Source organism: Archangium primigenium, assembly GCF_016904885.1.
In the GTDB taxonomy this organism is placed as follows: domain Bacteria; phylum Myxococcota; class Myxococcia; order Myxococcales; family Myxococcaceae; genus Cystobacter; species Cystobacter primigenius.
Map to the genome: position 1 here is coordinate 6363473 of NZ_JADWYI010000001.1, position 15942 is coordinate 6379414.

8 protein-coding genes are annotated in these 15942 nt (G+C 72.3%); 5 read left to right on the forward strand and 3 right to left on the reverse strand.

What is annotated here, in order from left to right:
- Positions 1-3: 3 nt before the first annotated feature.
- On the reverse strand, positions 4-570 hold the full coding sequence (locus I3V78_RS25885) for a hypothetical protein (RefSeq protein ID WP_204491112.1): 567 nt from the start codon (positions 568-570) through the stop codon (positions 4-6).
- 34 nt (positions 571-604) lie between these two features.
- Entirely contained in the window at positions 605-1246 is a 642-nt protein-coding gene (locus tag I3V78_RS25890; protein WP_204491113.1) for a protein-L-isoaspartate(D-aspartate) O-methyltransferase, read from the reverse strand.
- Positions 1247-1356: 110 nt separating this feature from the next.
- On the opposite strand from I3V78_RS25890, the gene I3V78_RS25895 reads away from it, so the two are divergent.
- The 5 genes from I3V78_RS25895 (at position 1357) to I3V78_RS25915 (ending at position 13149) form a co-directional block, all read left to right on the forward strand.
- Positions 1357-1716 carry an STAUR_1299 family protein gene (locus I3V78_RS25895; RefSeq protein ID WP_204491114.1) on the forward strand — a complete coding sequence of 120 codons (360 nt, stop codon included), beginning with the start codon at positions 1357-1359 and terminating at the stop codon, positions 1714-1716.
- Between the two features lie 24 nt (positions 1717-1740).
- Entirely contained in the window at positions 1741-2949 is a 1209-nt protein-coding gene (locus tag I3V78_RS25900; protein ID WP_204491115.1) for an alanyl-tRNA editing protein, read from the forward strand.
- A 131-nt stretch (positions 2950-3080) separates the two neighbouring features.
- On the forward strand, positions 3081-5894 hold the full coding sequence (locus I3V78_RS25905; RefSeq protein ID WP_204491116.1) for a hybrid sensor histidine kinase/response regulator: 2814 nt from the start codon (positions 3081-3083) through the stop codon (positions 5892-5894).
- 247 nt (positions 5895-6141) lie between these two features.
- Positions 6142-10377 carry a M4 family metallopeptidase gene (locus I3V78_RS25910; protein ID WP_204491117.1) on the forward strand — a complete coding sequence of 1412 codons (4236 nt, stop codon included), beginning with the start codon at positions 6142-6144 and terminating at the stop codon, positions 10375-10377.
- A gap of 3 nt (positions 10378-10380) precedes the next feature.
- The gene (locus I3V78_RS25915) at positions 10381-13149 is read left to right on the forward strand and encodes a beta strand repeat-containing protein (protein WP_204491118.1); all 2769 of its coding nucleotides are present in this window, start codon (positions 10381-10383) and stop codon (positions 13147-13149) included.
- Positions 13150-13232: 83 nt separating this feature from the next.
- On the opposite strand, the gene recG is transcribed toward I3V78_RS25915, so the two are convergent.
- The gene (recG, locus tag I3V78_RS25920; RefSeq protein ID WP_204491119.1) at positions 13233-15908 is read right to left on the reverse strand and encodes an ATP-dependent DNA helicase RecG; all 2676 of its coding nucleotides are present in this window, start codon (positions 15906-15908) and stop codon (positions 13233-13235) included.
- Positions 15909-15942 lie beyond the last annotated feature (34 nt).

Sequence of the window (15942 nt, forward strand, 5' to 3'; positions counted from 1 at the left end):
GGGTTACCCGGCCGCCGGAACCGGCGTGCCGCAGGACACGCAGGCCCGGCCCGCGCGCGCATTGGTGTGGCACTTGCTGCACTTGGTCCACTCGCCCGAGGGGACCAGGGCCTCGCCCTTGGCCTGCGCGGGGGGCGGCGTGCGCATCTTGATGAGGCGCATGCCACAGCGGTCGCAGACGAGGCCCGACTCCTGCGGCGTGCGGCAGTAGCGGCAGATGGCGGGACCCGTGGGCGCCGCCGTGCGATGGCCGTCCGCCTGCGCCCGTCCCGTGTCCATGTCATCCACGGGCGAGGACACGATGTTGCCCACCGGTGCCGAGCGTCCCGTGTCCAGGTCCGACACCGGCTGCACGGCCACGGCGCCCACGGCCTGCTGGCGCGTGAGCTCCAGGTCCGCGATGGCGGAGACGGCCACCGGCGCCCGGCCTCCCGCCACATGGGTCGTCTCCATGTCCGGCATGGGCGCCACGGCGACGGCGACCGGCGCGGCGGCGACGAGCTTCTTGCCGCAGACATCGCACTCGGTGCCCTGCGCCTGCTGGTGCTCACAGATGGGACAGATGATCATGCGTCGGGAGGTTAGCGGCCCCGCCCTTCCCAATTCAATGCGGCAGAATGGCCGGGGCCCCCGCCGTCATGGGCACGAAGCGCACCGCCAGCAGCTTCTCCACCTGGGGCGCCGCGTCCCCCGGGGGCCGGATGACGCGGATCAGCTCCTGGTTGCCCTCCTGGGGACCCACCGGCACGAGCAACCGTCCGCCCGGCCGCAGCTGTTGGTAGAGCGCGGGGGGCAGGTGCTCGGGGGCCGCCGTGCCGAGGATGGCGTCGAAGGGCGCCTCCTCCGGCCAGCCCAGGGTGCCGTCCCCGACCCGGAAGTGGAGGGTGCCCAGGCCCAGGCGCTCCAGACGCTCGCGCGCCTGACGGGCCAGCGCCGGGCGCACCTCCACGGTGAAGACCTCCGCGCCCAGACGCGCGAGCACCGCCGCCTGGTAGCCCGAGCCGGTGCCGATCTCCAGCACCCGTTCGCCCGGCTGGGGGGCCAGGACCTGGGTCATGTAGGCCACGATGTAGGGCTGGCTGATGGTCTGCCCCTCGCCGATGGGCAGGGGCGCGTCGAGGAAGGCCGAGCCCCGGACCGACTCGGGCACGAAGTCGGCCCGGCGCAGGCCGCTCATGGCCTCCAGGACACGGGTGTCGACGATGCCATTTCGCCGCAGGCCCTCCACGAGTTCCCGGTCGCTCATGGTGCGAACCTAACCCGCCGCGCCGTGACCCGCAGCCCCCGACACGCGAGCCCCTTGCCCCCGCGCCGCCGGCATGGTGGGAAGAGCGGGTTTTCGACGAGGAGACGTCCATGGACACCGACACCGACGAACTGCTCCACCTCGCCTTCGCCCAATCCCCGGCCAACCTGGCCAATTCGGCCATCACCCGCATGCGCGCCGAGGTGGGCGGCGATGGCCTCGCCACCAGCTACGAGGTCCTCCTGCCCGACGGCAACGTGCGCGCCTGGCTGCTCGACACCCTGCTGCCCCGGCTGGTGGACTACCTCGAGTCCATGGGCGCGAAGCTGCCCGGGTGCGGCGGCGTCTTCCTGTCCGTCTTCCACGGCGACACGCTCCACTTCCTCCACGCCCGGGACGTCATCGCCCTGCTGTCGCGCTGGAGCGGCCTGTCCACCGACGAGCTCAAGCGGCGCTACGGCCCGCGCTAACCCCCTTCCCTGTCCCCCGACGCCATGACGACCGCCACCGAGCGCCTCTACTACGCCGATCCCTTCCTCACGCACTTCACTGGACATGTCGTCGCGCACGGCACCTGGAATGGTCAGCCGTCCGTGGTGCTCGACCGCACCGCCTTCTACCCGGAGGCCGGCGGACAGATGGCCGACCGGGGCGTCCTCGGAGGCCGGGCCGTGCGGGACGTGCAGGTGGATGATGCGGGGGTGGTCCACCACCTGCTGGAGCCCGCTGGGGACGCGCCCCTGCCCGCTCCGGGCACCGCGCTCACCGGGGACATCGAGCCCGTGCGCCGCCGCATCCACATGGCGCTGCACACCGGGCAGCACATGCTGTCCTGCGCGCTGGTGAACGTGGCCCAGGCCCACACCGTGTCCTCGCGCCTGGGCGAGACGGTGTGCACGATCGACGTGGACCTGGACGTGCTCGACGAGCGGCTCGTCGCCGAGGCCGAGGCCCAGGTCAACGCCCTCATCGACGCGGACGTGCCCATCCGTTCCTTCTTCCCCACGCCCGAGGAGCTCGCCACCCTGCCCCTGCGCCGCGCCCCCAAGGTCACCGACAACATCCGCGTGGTGCAGATCACCGGCTATGACGTGTCCCCCTGCGGCGGCACGCACTGCACGCGCTCGGGTCAGGTGGGGCTCGTGCGGGTGCTCGGCGTGGAGCGCTACAAGGGCAAGGGCCGCGTCTTCTTCTCCGCGGGGGGCCGGGCCCGAAGCGAGCTGTGGCAGGAGGCCGCCACGCTGCGCGCGCTCGCCCGGGGCTTCTCGTGCGCGCCGCTCGAGGTGCCCACGTCCGTGGACAAGCTGCGGCGCGATCTCACCGAGGCGCGCGAGGCGCTGGGCGCCGCCCGGGCGAAGCTCGCCGAGGCCACCGCCGCCGAGCTCGCCGGACAACTGGAGCGCTCGCCCGAGCAGCGCGTGGTGGCGGTGCTGGAGGGTGCCGGGCCCGAGGAGCTGCGCGCGGTGGCCGCGCGACTGACGAACCGGCCGGGCGCCGTGGTGCTGCTCGCGGGCCGCTCGCCCGAGGGCCTCGCCGTCCTTTTGTCGCGGGGCGCGGGCGCGACGTTCGGGTGTGGTGCCTTCCTCAAGCGCGCGGCCGAGGCCGTGGGCGGACGCGGCGGCGGCCGGCCCGAGCACGCCGAGGGCCGGCTTCCGCCCCAGACGGACTGGCCCGCGCTGGTGGCCTCCCTGCTGGGCACCTGAAAACCGGGGATGTGGGGCGTCGAACGCTGGCGTTACCGGCCCACGAGAATCAGGGCCGGGCCCGTTCACTTCCTGGCGCCCATCCTCTGGGACGACGGCGGGGGCGGGGCCGACCTGTCACGCTCCGGTGCATGATTCCCCTGACGCAAGCGCACGGCGCCGTGCCCCCCCGGCTCGAGCAGTTTCTCGAGGCGGTCTCGGACGGCGTGCTCACCCTCGACGCGGAGGATCGGACGCTGTACGTCAACGCGGGCGCCGAGCGCCTCCTCGGCGTGGAGCGGGCCCGACTGCTGGGCCACGTGCTCTGGGACCAGGTGCCCGCGCTGGCGCACACCGCCTGGGGCCAGGCGTGTCGGCAGGCGCTCGGGCAGCGCGCGGCCACCACCCGGGAGGAGTTCTTCCCCGCGCTGGGCGCCTGGGTGGAGATCCGGGTGTTTCCCTCCGGCGAGGGCCGGATGCTCCTCCTGCGCGACGTGACGCCACTCACCCAGGTGGCCTCGGAGTCCGCGAGCCTGCACGCGCTGGTGGCCAGCGCCCCCGCGGTGGCCTTCGTGACGCGCGGCCCCCGGCACGTCTTCGTGCTCTCCAACGAGCGCCACCGGCGACTGCACGGGGGCCGGGAGCTGGTGGGCCACGCCGCGAGCGAGCTGGCCGGGGTGCCTCGGGGCCTCCTGGAGGTGCTCGACCGGGTGTACGCCACGGGTCAGGCGCTGGAATTGGAACAGGTGCCGCTCACGGTGGAGACGCCGGGCGGCCCCCGCGAGGAGCGGGTCTTCCACCTCACCTGCCAACCCCTGCCGGGGGCCGGGGGCCGGGTGGACGGCGTGACGGTGTTCGCCTTCGACGTGACGGAGGTGGTGCGCGGGCGCTGGCGCGCCGAGCGGCTGGCGGAGGAGCTGAGCCTGAGCGAGGTGCGCTTCCGCTCGCTCGTGGTGGCCACCTCCACGCTGCTCTGGACGACGGACGCCGCGGGGTGCTTCCGCGAGGACTCGCCCACCTGGTGTGCCTTCACCGGGCAGCGCTACGAGGACTGGCGCGATGGCTCGGGGTGGTGGGAGGCCATCCACCCAGAGGATCGCGCGCGCACCACGGCGGCCTGGCGGCGCGCCTTCTCCACCCGAGGGCTCTTCGAGGCGGAGTACCGGCTCCAGCGCGCCGATGGCACCTACACGCCGGTGGTGTCCCGCGGCGTGCCGGTGCTGGAGCTGGACGGCTCCGTGCGCGAGTGGGTGGGCTCCATCACCGACATCACCGCCCAGCGCCGCGCGCGCCAGACCCTGGAGCTGCTCAGCGAGGCGAGCACCGCGCTGTCCTCCACCTGGGAGCTGCACCGCGCCCTGGAGAGCCTCACGCGCTGTCTGGTGCCGCGGCTGGCCGAGGCCTGTGGCGTCTACCTGCGGCGCGAGGATGGCACGGGCGAGCGCGTGGCCTTCACGGACGTGGAGCCCCTGCGCGTCGCGCGGCTGCGCCAGGTGGAGCCCCCGGGCGAGGTGCCCCCCACCGTGCGTCAGGTGCTGGCCCACGGCCGCGGCGAGTGCGTCGCCGCGCTCGGCGAGGAGGCCCTCGCCGCCGAGCCCGATGCCGCCCGGCGCGAGGCGCGGCGGATCCTCCTGGGCCGACGGGGGCTCGTGGTGCCCATCACCGTCAAGGGCCAGGTGCGCGGCGCCCTGCTGCTGCTCGCGGGCGAGGGCTACCCGCCCTACGACGGCGACGACCTGCGGCTGGCCGAGGAGCTGGCCCACCGCGCCGCCATCACCCTGGAGCACGTGCGCCTCTTCGAGCTGGCGCGCCAGGAGCGCGACCGGGCCGAGGAGGCCAACCGCGCCAAGGACGCGTTCCTCGCCACCGTCAGCCACGAGCTGCGCACGCCGCTCACCGCCATCCTCGGCTGGACGAACATCCTGCGCACCACGCCCCTGTCCCCGGAGAAGCAGGGCCGCGCCCTGGAGACGGTGGAGCGCAGCGCCCGGGCCCAGGCGCAGATCGTGGAGGACCTGCTGGACATCTCGCGCATCGTGGCCGGCCGGATGCGCCTGGAGGGCAAGCCGGTGGAGCTCGCCCTGGTGGTGGAGGCGGTGCTGGAGGGGGTGCGTCCGGCGGCGGCCGCGCGCGACATCCGGCTGGAGGCCCAGTTGGATCCGGGCCGCGTGCTCGGAGACGCCCAGCGGCTGCAGCAGGTGGCGTGGAACCTGCTCACCAACGCCATCAAGTTCACGCCCCCGGGCGGCCGGGTCTGGGTGCGGCTCGCGCGCACCGCGTCCCAGATGGAGCTGGAGGTGCGGGACTCGGGCCAGGGCATCCCCGCCGCGTTCCTCTCGCACGTCTTCCAGCGCTTCCAGCAGGCCGATGGCAGCACCACCCGGCGTCACGGCGGGCTCGGCCTGGGCCTGTCCATCGTGCGCCACCTGGTGGAGTTGCAGGGCGGCACCGTCCACGCCCACAGCGAGGGCGAGGGCCTGGGCGCGTGCTTCTCCGTGCGGCTGCCCCTGCTCACCCCCCGCATGCCGTCCCGGCCGCGGCTCGCGGCGGTGTCCGGCCCCCGTCCCGAGCAGCCCCCCGACCTGTCCGGCGTGCGCGTCCTGGTGGTGGACGACGAGCACGACGCGCGGGAGATCCTCCGCACCCTGCTGGAGGAGAGCCGCGCGCACGTGGTGACCGCCGCCAGCTCCGCCGAGGCGCTGGAGTTGCTCGCGCGCGCCCCACCAGATCTGCTCGTCTCGGACATCGGCATGCCGGAGGAGGACGGCTACAGCTTCATCCGCCGCGTGCGCGCGCTGCCCCCCGAGCGCGGAGGCCAGGTGCCCGCCGCCGCCCTCACCGCCTACACCCGTCCCGAGGACCAGGCCCACGCCCTGGGCGCCGGCTTCCAGGTCCACGTGCCCAAGCCCATCGATCCCACCCAGCTCATGAAAACCCTGGCATCCATGCTCGCCGCCACGGGATGACAGGAATTGCGGTTTTCCCTCGGGAGGACGCTCCTCCGGGGGAGGACCCGCTGGGTATTCGACGGGTTTTCAGTTGTGTATAGTCACCGGACTTCGCGCAGGCGGAATGTCCGGAACCCAGCAGCCCAGGAGGTTTCGAGGACGTTCGCGTGGCGCGGAGGACCCCGTGGTTCCCGGCCCTGGCGCTCGTCGATGGAAGCCAGCCCGCCGGCAGTCTTCCTCGACGCAGTCCGCTGGAGTGTCTCCCATGTCCAAGCTGTGGCCTCGTTGGCCCCTGCTCCTCGCCTCGTTCCTGACGGCGGGACCAGTCCTCGCGGCGGGCGAAAAACTCGCCCCCGTGTCCCGTAACGCGCTCGACCAGTTGCGCGCCCGCGAGAGCGCGCGCGTCGCCACGTCGCTCTCCTCCCTGCGCACGCTCAAGAGCGCGCTCGGACTCAACGAGCGCGACGACTTCCGGCTGACCGGCGCGCAGACGGACGCCTTCGGCCTCACGCACGCCCACTTCCAGCAGCTGCACCAGGGCGTGCCGGTGTGGGGCTCCATGGCCATCACCCACCTGGATCCCTCCGGCAAGAGCCTGCCGGTGACGGGGGAGTCGGTGCGTCCGGGCGTCCGCCTGTCCACGTCGCCCAAGCTGGACATGGCCAGCGCGATGTCGCTCGCCCAGGTGGAGCTGTCGCCCAACGGGCTGATGGGCGCCGAGCCCACGGCCGAGCTCGTCATCTATCCGGAGACCCGGCGGGTCAACGGGGAGCCGGGCAAGGAGCTGTCCAAGCTCAACGCGGTGGACTTCACCGAGGAGGTGGTGGGCTACCGGCTCGCCTGGCACGTGCACACCGAGCTGGACAACCCCAAGGACGGGGTGGCCCACACGGACTTCCTGCTGGACGCCAACACGGGCGTGGTGCTCAAGCGCTGGAACTCGCTGCAGACCGAGGCGGCGGTGGGCCGGGGCCTGTCGCAGTACAGCGGCGAGGTGCAGCTCGACACCTTCAAGAACGCGGCGGGCCTCTACGAGCTGCGCGACACGACGCGCACGGCCGGCGAGGGCCTGCGCACCTACGACGTGAACCACGCCGAGTTGCAGAACGGCGCTCCGGCCGTGCTCGTGCTCTACACGGACACGGACAACGTCTGGGGTGACGGGCAGAACTACATCGCGGGCGGCTCCACCACCAACGCCAACGGCCAGACGGCGGCGGTGGACGCGCACTTCGGCCTGCAGGCCACGTGGGACTACTACCAGAAGATCCACGGGCGCTTCGGCATCGACGGCATGGGCACGCCCACCTACAACCGGGTGCACGTCGGCAACCTGTACAACAACGCCTTCTGGAGCAACGCCTGCTTCTGCATGAGCTACGGCGACGGCTCCTTCCCGGCGGCCGGGGGCTTCAAGTCCCTGGAGGCCCTGGACGTGACGGGCCACGAGCTGAGCCACGGCGTCATGTCGCAGACGGCGCAGCTCATCTACGCGGGGGAGTCCGGCGGCCTCAACGAGTCCAACTCGGACATCTTCGGCGCCATGACGGAGTTCTGGGTGCGCAACGGCCGGGGCGCCACCATTGGCAACACCGGCGGCAACTGGCTCATCGGCGAGGACCTCAACGTCAAGCCGCTGCGGGTCATGTACAAGCCGAGCCTGGACGGCATCAGCCCGGACGCCTGGTCCGCGAGCCTGGAGGCCGTCGACGTCCACTACAGCAGTGGCCCGATGAACCGCGCCTTCTACTTCCTGTCCGCGGGCGCGCAGTCCACGGCCACGACGAACGACTACTCCAGCCCCTACCTGCCCGGCGGCATGACGGGCATCGGCAACGACAAGGCGGCGGCCATCTGGTACCGCGCCATCACCGTGTACCTGGTGCCCTCGAGCAACTACGTGGCGGCGCGCACCGCGTCGCTGCAGTCGGCCGCGGACCTCTTCGGCGCGAAGTCGGCCGAGTACACCGCGGTGGTGAACGCCTTCAGCGCCATCAACGTGGGCTACACGGCCAGCGGCTATGACGACCGCACGGCGCCCACGGTGAGCGCGAGCGTGTCGGGCAGCGCGCCCTTCCTGCAGCTCAACGCCGTCGCCTCGGACAACGTGGGCGTGGCGCGCGTGGAGTTCCTGGTGGACGGCGCGCTGGTGGGCACCGACGTGAGCCTGCCCTTCCAGACGACGCTGGACGTGACGCCGCTGAACAACGGCGCGCACAAGCTGGTGGCGCGCGCCTTCGACACGGCGGGCAACAAGACCGACTCGGCGCCCGTCACCTTCAACGTGGCCAACAGCTTCACCCAGCTGCTGAGCGACCCGGGCTTCGAGCAGGGCGGCGTGGGCTGGGAGGCCAACCCCCGCGGCAACATCAACTTCCCCGTCTCCGGCGCGCGCTCGGGCCAGGGCTACGTGTGGCTCAACGGCTACGGCACGACCTCCGACGACAACCTGTACCAGGACGTCACCATCCCGGCGGGCGCCACCAAGGCCTCGCTGACCTTCTACCTCAACATCACCACCGCCGAGACGAGCACCACCGCGACCAACGACACGCTCACGCTGCAGGCGCGTGACACCTCGAACACGGTGCTCGCCACGCTGGCCACCTGGTCCAACCTCAACCCCACGCTCGGCTGGGTGCAGCGCAGCGTGGACGTGACGGCCTACGCGGGCCAGACGGTGCGCATCTACCTGCGCGGCCAGGAGAACAACTCGCTGGCCACCAACTTCAAGCTGGATGACTTCCAGCTGCGCGTCATCACCGCCGCGGACACCGAGGCCCCCCTGATCAAGGGCTCGGTCACCACCAACGCCGCGGGCAGCGTGGTGGGCTTGCTCGCGGACGTGTCGGACAACGGCTTCGTCGGCGCGGTGGAGTTCCTCGTGGACGGCACCTCCGTGGGCACGGCGCCCACGTCGTTCGCCCGGCTCGTCACGGCGGCCTCCCTGGGCAACGGCACGCACTCGCTGGTGGTCCGCGCCACGGACGCGGCGGGCAACGTGGGCCAGTCCGCCCCCGTGTCCTTCTTCGTGGACGCGAGCCGCAGCCAGGTCGTCATCAACCCGAGCTTCGAGCTGAGCACCGGCTGGACCTCCACCACGACGCTCTCCGGCTCGGCGGGCATCCTCAACAGCGCCTCGTTCGCCCACTCCGGCTCGCGCTTCTTCATCGTCTACACGAACGTGGGCCCCAACCAGTCCACCGTGCGCCAGCAGATCACCATCCCCGCCACGGCCCAGTCCGCCATCTACAGCTTCTGGATGCGCATCTACGACGGTGCCTTCATGGACGGCAAGGTGCACCACACCTACACCGCCAAGGTGCGCAGCTCGGCGGGCGTGGACCTGCAGACGCTCAAGACGTTCTCCAACCTGGATCAGACGGGCGTCCAGTACTTCGAGCACCGCTTCGACCTGAGTGCCTACAAGGGCCAGACCATCCAGCTCTTCTTCGATGCGAACCTGCTCGAGCCCGCGCTGGTGCCCGGTGGCGTGACGCAGTGGTTCCTGGATGACGTGACGCTCTACACCACCACCACGCCCGACACGCAGCCGCCCGCGCTCACCGCGAGCGTCAACGGCACCTACGGCACGGTGAAGCTCAACGCCAGCGTGAGCGACAACGTGTGGACGCAGAAGCTCGAGTTCCTCGTGGACGACGTCCTGGTGGACACGAAGACCAACCCCAGTGGCAGCTACACGGTGCCGTACAACACCTCCGCGCTCGCCAACGGCCCGCACCGCCTGACGGTCAAGGGCACGGACACCGCGGGCAACGTGAGCACGGCGACGGTGGACTTCGACACCTTCAACTCCACCGTGGTGGACAACGCGGCGCCCACGGTCAGCGCGAACGTGGAGGGCGTGTACGAGTCGACGGTGTTCACCGCCAGCGCCAGCGACGACACGGGCGTCACCCACGTGGAGTTCTACGTGGACGGCGTGTTCCAGGGCCGCGTGCAGCAGGCCCCCTACCGGCTGCCCTTCAGCACCCTGCCCCTGTCCCCCGGGGAGCACTCGCTGATGGCGGTGGCGTATGACGCCTACGGCCACTCCACCTCGGCCACCAAGACGTTCCGGCGCGAGGGCGTGGCCATCACCCCGGCCCAGGTGGTCATGGCGGTGAACAGCACGTTCGCCTTCAGCTCGGACGCCCCCAGCGGCATGGAGGCGACGCTGCAGTGGAGCGTCAAGGAAGGCCGCGTGTGCGGCACGGTCTCCGGCACGGGCGTCTACACGTCGCCCGCCAGCCGCGGCGTGTGCCACGTGCAGGTGGCCCTCAAGTCGGATGCCCGCGCCAGCTCCACGGCCACCGCGCGCATCTACTCCGCGGACCTCAACGGGGATGGCCGCGTGGACGGCGAGGACCTGGGCCGGCTCGCCCAGGCCCACGGCTCCACCCCCGGTGGCGTGAACTACAGCGAGGACGCCGACTTCGATGCGAGCGGCGCCGTGAACGACGCCGACATCACCCTCTTCGTCAGCCAGTTCGGACGGTAACCCATGAAAACGTTGACCAAGCTCATTGCTCCCCTGCTGCTCGGCGTGCTCGCCGCGTGCGGCAACGAGCCCACGCCTGGGTCGGGTCCGGTGACGGTCTCGCCCAAGTCCATCACCGTGAAGGCCGGCGACTCCGCCACCCTCACCGCGTCCGTGGAAGGCACCCAGGAGCCGAAGATCCTCTGGAGTGTGGAGGGTGAAGGCTCGGGCACCATCACCAGCGCGGGCGTCTACACGGCGCCCCCGCAGGCGGGCTCGTACACGGTGGTGGCCACCAACGCGCTGGACGCCACCAAGAAGGACACCGCCGCGGTCACCGTCACCGCGGCCGTGGTCATCACCCTCACCCCCACCTCGCCCTCGGTCTCCACCGCGGGCAGCCTCGCCTTCAGCGCGGAGGTGACGGGCGCGAGCGACACGTCGGTCACCTGGTCGGTCAAGGAAGGCGCCACCGGGGGCAGCATCACCGCCGCGGGCGTGTACACCGCGCCGGACCAGGCGGGCACCTACACCGTGGTGGCCACGAGCGTGGCGGATCCCAGCCGCTCGGCGTCCACGCAGGTGCGGGTCGAGGCGCCGGGCATCACCGTGACGCCCAACGGCTCCACGGTGGACCAGGGCGCGGTGGTGCAGTTCGCCTCCACCGTCACCGGCGTGTCCAACACCAGCGTGACGTGGAGCGTGACGGGCGGCGGCACCATCACCGCCTCGGGCATCTACACCGCCCCCGCCCAGGAGGGCACCATCACCGTCATCGCCACCAGCGTGGCGGATCCGACGAAGAAGGGCAGCGCCACGCTCACCGTGCGCCCGGTGCAGGTGAGCATCACCCCGCCCTCGCAGACCATCGCCGAGTCGGGCACGGCGGCCTTCTACGCCACCGTGACGGGCACCACCGCGAGCACCGCGGTGACCTGGAGCGTCGAGGGCGGCTCGGCCAACGGCACCATCTCCGCCTCCGGCCTGTACACGGCGCCCGCCAAGGCGGGCACGTACACGGTGGTGGCCACCAGCGTGGCCAACCCCGCCAAGAAGGCCACCGCCCAGGTGACCGTGGGCGCGGTGTCGGTGACCATCAGCCCCGAGTCGGTGACGCTCACCCCGGGCACCACCGCCACCTTCCGCCTGACGGTGACGGGCTCCTCCAACACGGCGGCGCTCTGGAGCGTGGTGGGCGGTGACGACAACGGCACCATCACCTCCGCGGGTGTCTACACGGCGCCCGCCCGCGCGGGCACCTACACGGTGGTGGGCGCCCTCGCGTCCCACCCCGACAAGAAGGCCCAGGCCACCGTCACGGTGACGTCCACCACGGCGGTGTCGGTGAGCATCACCCCGGGCTCGGCCACGATCGCCACCGGCGGCAGCGCCACCTTCAGCGCGCAGGTGACGGGGGCCAGCGACACGTCGGTCACCTGGTCGGTGCGCGAGGGCGCCACGGCGGGCAGCATCAGCGCCGAGGGCGTGTACACCGCGCCCGCGCAGCCCGGCCTCTACACCGTGGTGGCCACCAGCGTGTCCAACCCGGGCGCCTCGGCCACCGCCCAGGTGCGGGTCGAGGCCCCGGGCGTCACCGTGACGCCCAACGGCGCCACGGTGGACCAGGGCGCGGTGGTGGAGTTCTCCGCCAACGTCACCGGCACGTCCAACACCAGCGTGACGTGGAGCGTGACGGGCGGCGGCACCATCACCGCCTCGGGCATCTACACCGCTCCGGCCCAGGAGGGCACGGTCACCATCACCGCCACCAGCGTGGCCTACCCGGCGCAGAAGGGCAGCGCCACGCTCACCGTGCGTCCGGTGCAGGTGACGCTCACCCCGGCCTCGCAGACCATCTCCGAGTCGGGCACGGCGGCCTTCTACGCCACCGTGACGGGCACCACCGCGAGCACCGCGGTGACCTGGAGTGTCGAGGGCGGCGCCAGCAACGGCACCATCTCCGCCTCGGGCGTCTACACGGCGCCGGCCCAGGCGGGCACGTACACGGTGGTGGCCACCAGCGTGGCCAACCCCGACAAGAAGGCCACCGGGCAGGTGACGGTGCAGGCGGTGAGCGTGGCCATCACCCCCACCTGGGTGACGCTCGCCCAGGGCGCCACCACCACCTTCACGGCGAGCGTGACGGGCACCTCCAACCAGGCGGTGCTCTGGAGCGTGGAGGGCGGTGACGGCAACGGCACCATCACCTCCTCGGGCATCTACACGGCCCCCACCCGTCCGGGCACCTTCACCGTGGTGGCCGCCAGCGCCGCCGTCCCGAGCAAGACGGCCACCGCCACCGTCACGGTCCCCGTGGCGAGCGGCGGCGACTACACCAACCCCACCGGCACGGGCTGGCGGCTGGTGAAGAACACGTCGGCCTCCTCGGGCACCCACCTGGTGCTGGATCTGGTGGGCCCCACCGGCCAGTCCGGCCGGGGCGTGGACCTGACGCTGACGCTCAACCCGGCGCAGGCGACGTGGGCCAAGGTGTCCGGCTCCGACATGGAGTGGGTCACCAACCGCCTGTTCGAGCTGGGCGCCGCGCCGCGGCTGATCAAGGGCGCCGCCCAGGGTGGCCGGCTGGACGTGGGCGTGTTCCAGAAGGGCACGAGCGTCCCGGCGACGCCGTACTCCGGCGCGCTCCTCTCCGTGGCGGTGGACGTGAAGGTCGATGCGTCCATCCCCGCGGGCACGCGCATCCCCCTGACCGTCCTCAAGGCGCACGCCCTGCCCGCGACGGGCTCGCTGGCGCCCATTGACGTGGCGGTGGGCACGATCATCACCCAGTAGGCGGACGCACCGGGTGGTAGCGACGGCGGCCTTCCCCTCGGGGGAGGCCGCCGTCGTGCGTTTGGGGGGGCGAAGCGGGAGACTCAGCCCACGCGCGCCAGGGCGAGCCGGCCTTCCCAGCGCTCCTCGAGCGCCTTGACCAGGCCCTGGTGCGCGGTGGCCTCCAGGCGGGGATCCGCGGCGAGGATGCGCCGGGCCTCCTGCTGGGCCAGGGAGATGAGGTCGCCGTCCCGCGCGAGGTTGGCCACGGCCAGTTCCGGCAGGCCGCTCTGGCGCGTGCCGAGGAACTCACCGGGGCCGCGGATCTCCAGGTCCTTCTCCGCGATGACGAAGCCGTCGCTGCTGTGCTCCATCACCCCCAGCCGCTCCGAGGACTCCATGGAGGAGCGCGCCAGGTTGGCCACGAGGTAGCAGTAGCTCACCGCCGCGCCCCGGCCCACACGGCCGCGCAGCTGGTGCAGCTGCGACAGGCCGAAGCGCTCGGCGGACTCGATGGCCATCACCGAGGCGTTGGGCACGTCCACGCCCACCTCCACCACCGTGGTGCACACGAGGATCTGGACACGGCCGGCGCGGAACTCCCCCATCACCGCGTCCTTCTCCTCGGCCTTCATCCGGCCGTGCAGCAGGCCCACCGCGACGCCGGGGAACACCTCGCGCAGCTTGTCCACCCCGCGCGTGGCGTCCTCCAGGTCCAGCTTCTCCGACTCCTCCACGAGCGGGTACACCACGTAGGCCTGATGGCCCTTGGCCACCTCGCCGGCGATGGCCTCGTAGACGCGCGCGCGCTGCTTGTCGTTGAAGACGCGCGTCTTGATGGGCGTGCGCCCCGGGGGCAGCTCGTCGATGATGGACACGTCCAGGTCCCCGTAGAGCGTCATGGCCAGGGTGCGGGGAATGGGCGTGGCCGTCATCACCAGCACGTCCGGGGACACGCCCTTGCTCATGAGCGTGTGCCGTTGCAGCACGCCGAAGCGGTGCTGCTCGTCGATCACCACGAAGCCGAGCTTGTGGAAGGCCACGCCCTCCTGGATGAGCGCGTGCGTGCCCACGGCCAGGTGGATGTCCCCCCGGCCCACGGCGTCGCGCACCTCGCGCTTCTTCTTGGCGGGGCCCGAGGCGCTCACCAGGCCGACCTTGTAGCCCAGGGGCTCGAGCAGCTTGCGGAAGGTGCGCTCGTGCTGCTCGGCGAGGATCTCCGTGGGGGCCATGACGGCCACCTGGTAGCCGTCCTGCAGCGCCAGGAGCGCGGCCACCGCGGCCACCGCCGTCTTGCCCGAGCCCACGTCGCCCTGCACCAGCCGGTTCATCGGCTCGTCATGGCCCATGTCCTGGGCAATCTCCCCGATGACGCGCTTCTGCGCGCCCGTGAGCTCGAAGGGCAGCGCGGCCCGGGCCTTGTCCTGGCGCGGCGCCGACACGTCGAAGCGGATGCCCTGCTCGCGCTTGACGTCCTGGCGCTTGAGCCCCATGCCGAGCTGCAGGAAGAACAGCTCGTCGAAGGCGAGCCGCCGGTGCGCGGGGCTCAGGTGCTTGTCGAGCAGCTCCGGCTCGGCGTCGCCCGCGGGGAAGTGGATGGCGCGCAGGGCCGCGGGCAGCGTCATCAACTGGAGCCGCGTGCGCAGGGACTCGGGCAGCGGCTCCTCCAGGTGGTCCGCGTAGGACTCGCTCACCACCGAGGCCAGCTCGCGGAACGAGCGCTGATCGCCCCGCTCGAAGCCCGGGTACACCGGGACGATGCGGTTGAAGTGCACCGAGGCGCCCTCGATGTCGTCCGCGGACTCGATCTCCGGGTGGGACATCTCCCGGCCGGACAGGGACGCGCGCACCTCGCCGGACAGCACCAGCTTCTTGCCCACGGGGAAGCGCGCCTTGAGCCAGGGGCCGGCGTTGAAGTACGTGGCGGCGATGCTCCCGGAGCGGTCGGCCACCACGGCGCGGAACATGCGCTTGCCGGTGCGGCCGGGCACGAAGTCGGCCACCTTCACCTCGCCCACCGTGACGCCCCGCTCGCCCGGCACCAGCTCGGAGATGGTGTGCAGCCGGCGTCGGTCCTCGTAGCAGCGCGGCAGCAGGAAGAGGATGTCCCCCACGCGCCGCAGGCCCTTCTTGTTGAGCGCCGCGAGCAGCCGGGGCCCGAGCCGCTTGCCCATCGTCTTGAGGGGAATGGACAGCGGGCCCGAGCGCGGCGCGATGGACAGGAGCTTCGCCTCGGCGCGCGACTCCTCCTGGCCCTTGACCACGCGCTTCTTCTTGCGCCGGGCGGGAGCGGCGTCCTCGCCCGGGGGCGCCGGAGCCGGGGGCGCCGGACGTGGCGGGGCCGCCCGGACGGGCGCGGCACGGGGCGCGGCGGGGGCCGTCGGGGCGGGCGCGGGGCGCGGCGCGGCGGGCCGCAGGGGCTCGGAGGAGCGCCACGCGGGCACGAGCGGGGGGGATGCCGCGGGGGCCGGGGCCGGGCGGGACGTGGGCGACGGCGCCGTGGAGGCCACCTGGGCGAGCTCCTCGGGCAGGGGCACCCCACTCAGCCGCAGGCCGGCCACCACGCCTCGGAGCGCCGCCTTGCGCCGCTCCACGGTGGCATCGTCCACATGCGGCAGCGCCGCGCGCAGGTGCTTGAGCGCCTCCGCGTTCACCCCGGTCGCACCGGCCAGGGTGCGCTCCAACAGGCCGCGCAGATCCTTCACGGTGGAGAGGTGGGCGAAGTCGCCCCGGCAGGCGTAGCGCAGGGGTCCCACGAGACTGGCGAGCGGATGGTTCACGGTCGGGTCCAGGCGTTCATCCTAAAGAGCCGCT

Coding starts and splice junctions, on each gene's coding strand:
- I3V78_RS25885 (WP_204491112.1), bottom strand. CDS start 570: ATGATCATCTGTCCCATCTGTGAGCACCAGCAGGCGCAGGGCACCGAG.
- I3V78_RS25890 (WP_204491113.1), bottom strand. CDS start 1,246: ATGAGCGACCGGGAACTCGTGGAGGGCCTGCGGCGAAATGGCATCGTC.
- I3V78_RS25895 (WP_204491114.1), top strand. CDS start 1,357: ATGGACACCGACACCGACGAACTGCTCCACCTCGCCTTCGCCCAATCC.
- I3V78_RS25900 (WP_204491115.1), top strand. CDS start 1,741: ATGACGACCGCCACCGAGCGCCTCTACTACGCCGATCCCTTCCTCACG.
- I3V78_RS25905 (WP_204491116.1), top strand. CDS start 3,081: ATGATTCCCCTGACGCAAGCGCACGGCGCCGTGCCCCCCCGGCTCGAG.
- I3V78_RS25910 (WP_204491117.1), top strand. CDS start 6,142: ATGTCCAAGCTGTGGCCTCGTTGGCCCCTGCTCCTCGCCTCGTTCCTG.
- I3V78_RS25915 (WP_204491118.1), top strand. CDS start 10,381: ATGAAAACGTTGACCAAGCTCATTGCTCCCCTGCTGCTCGGCGTGCTC.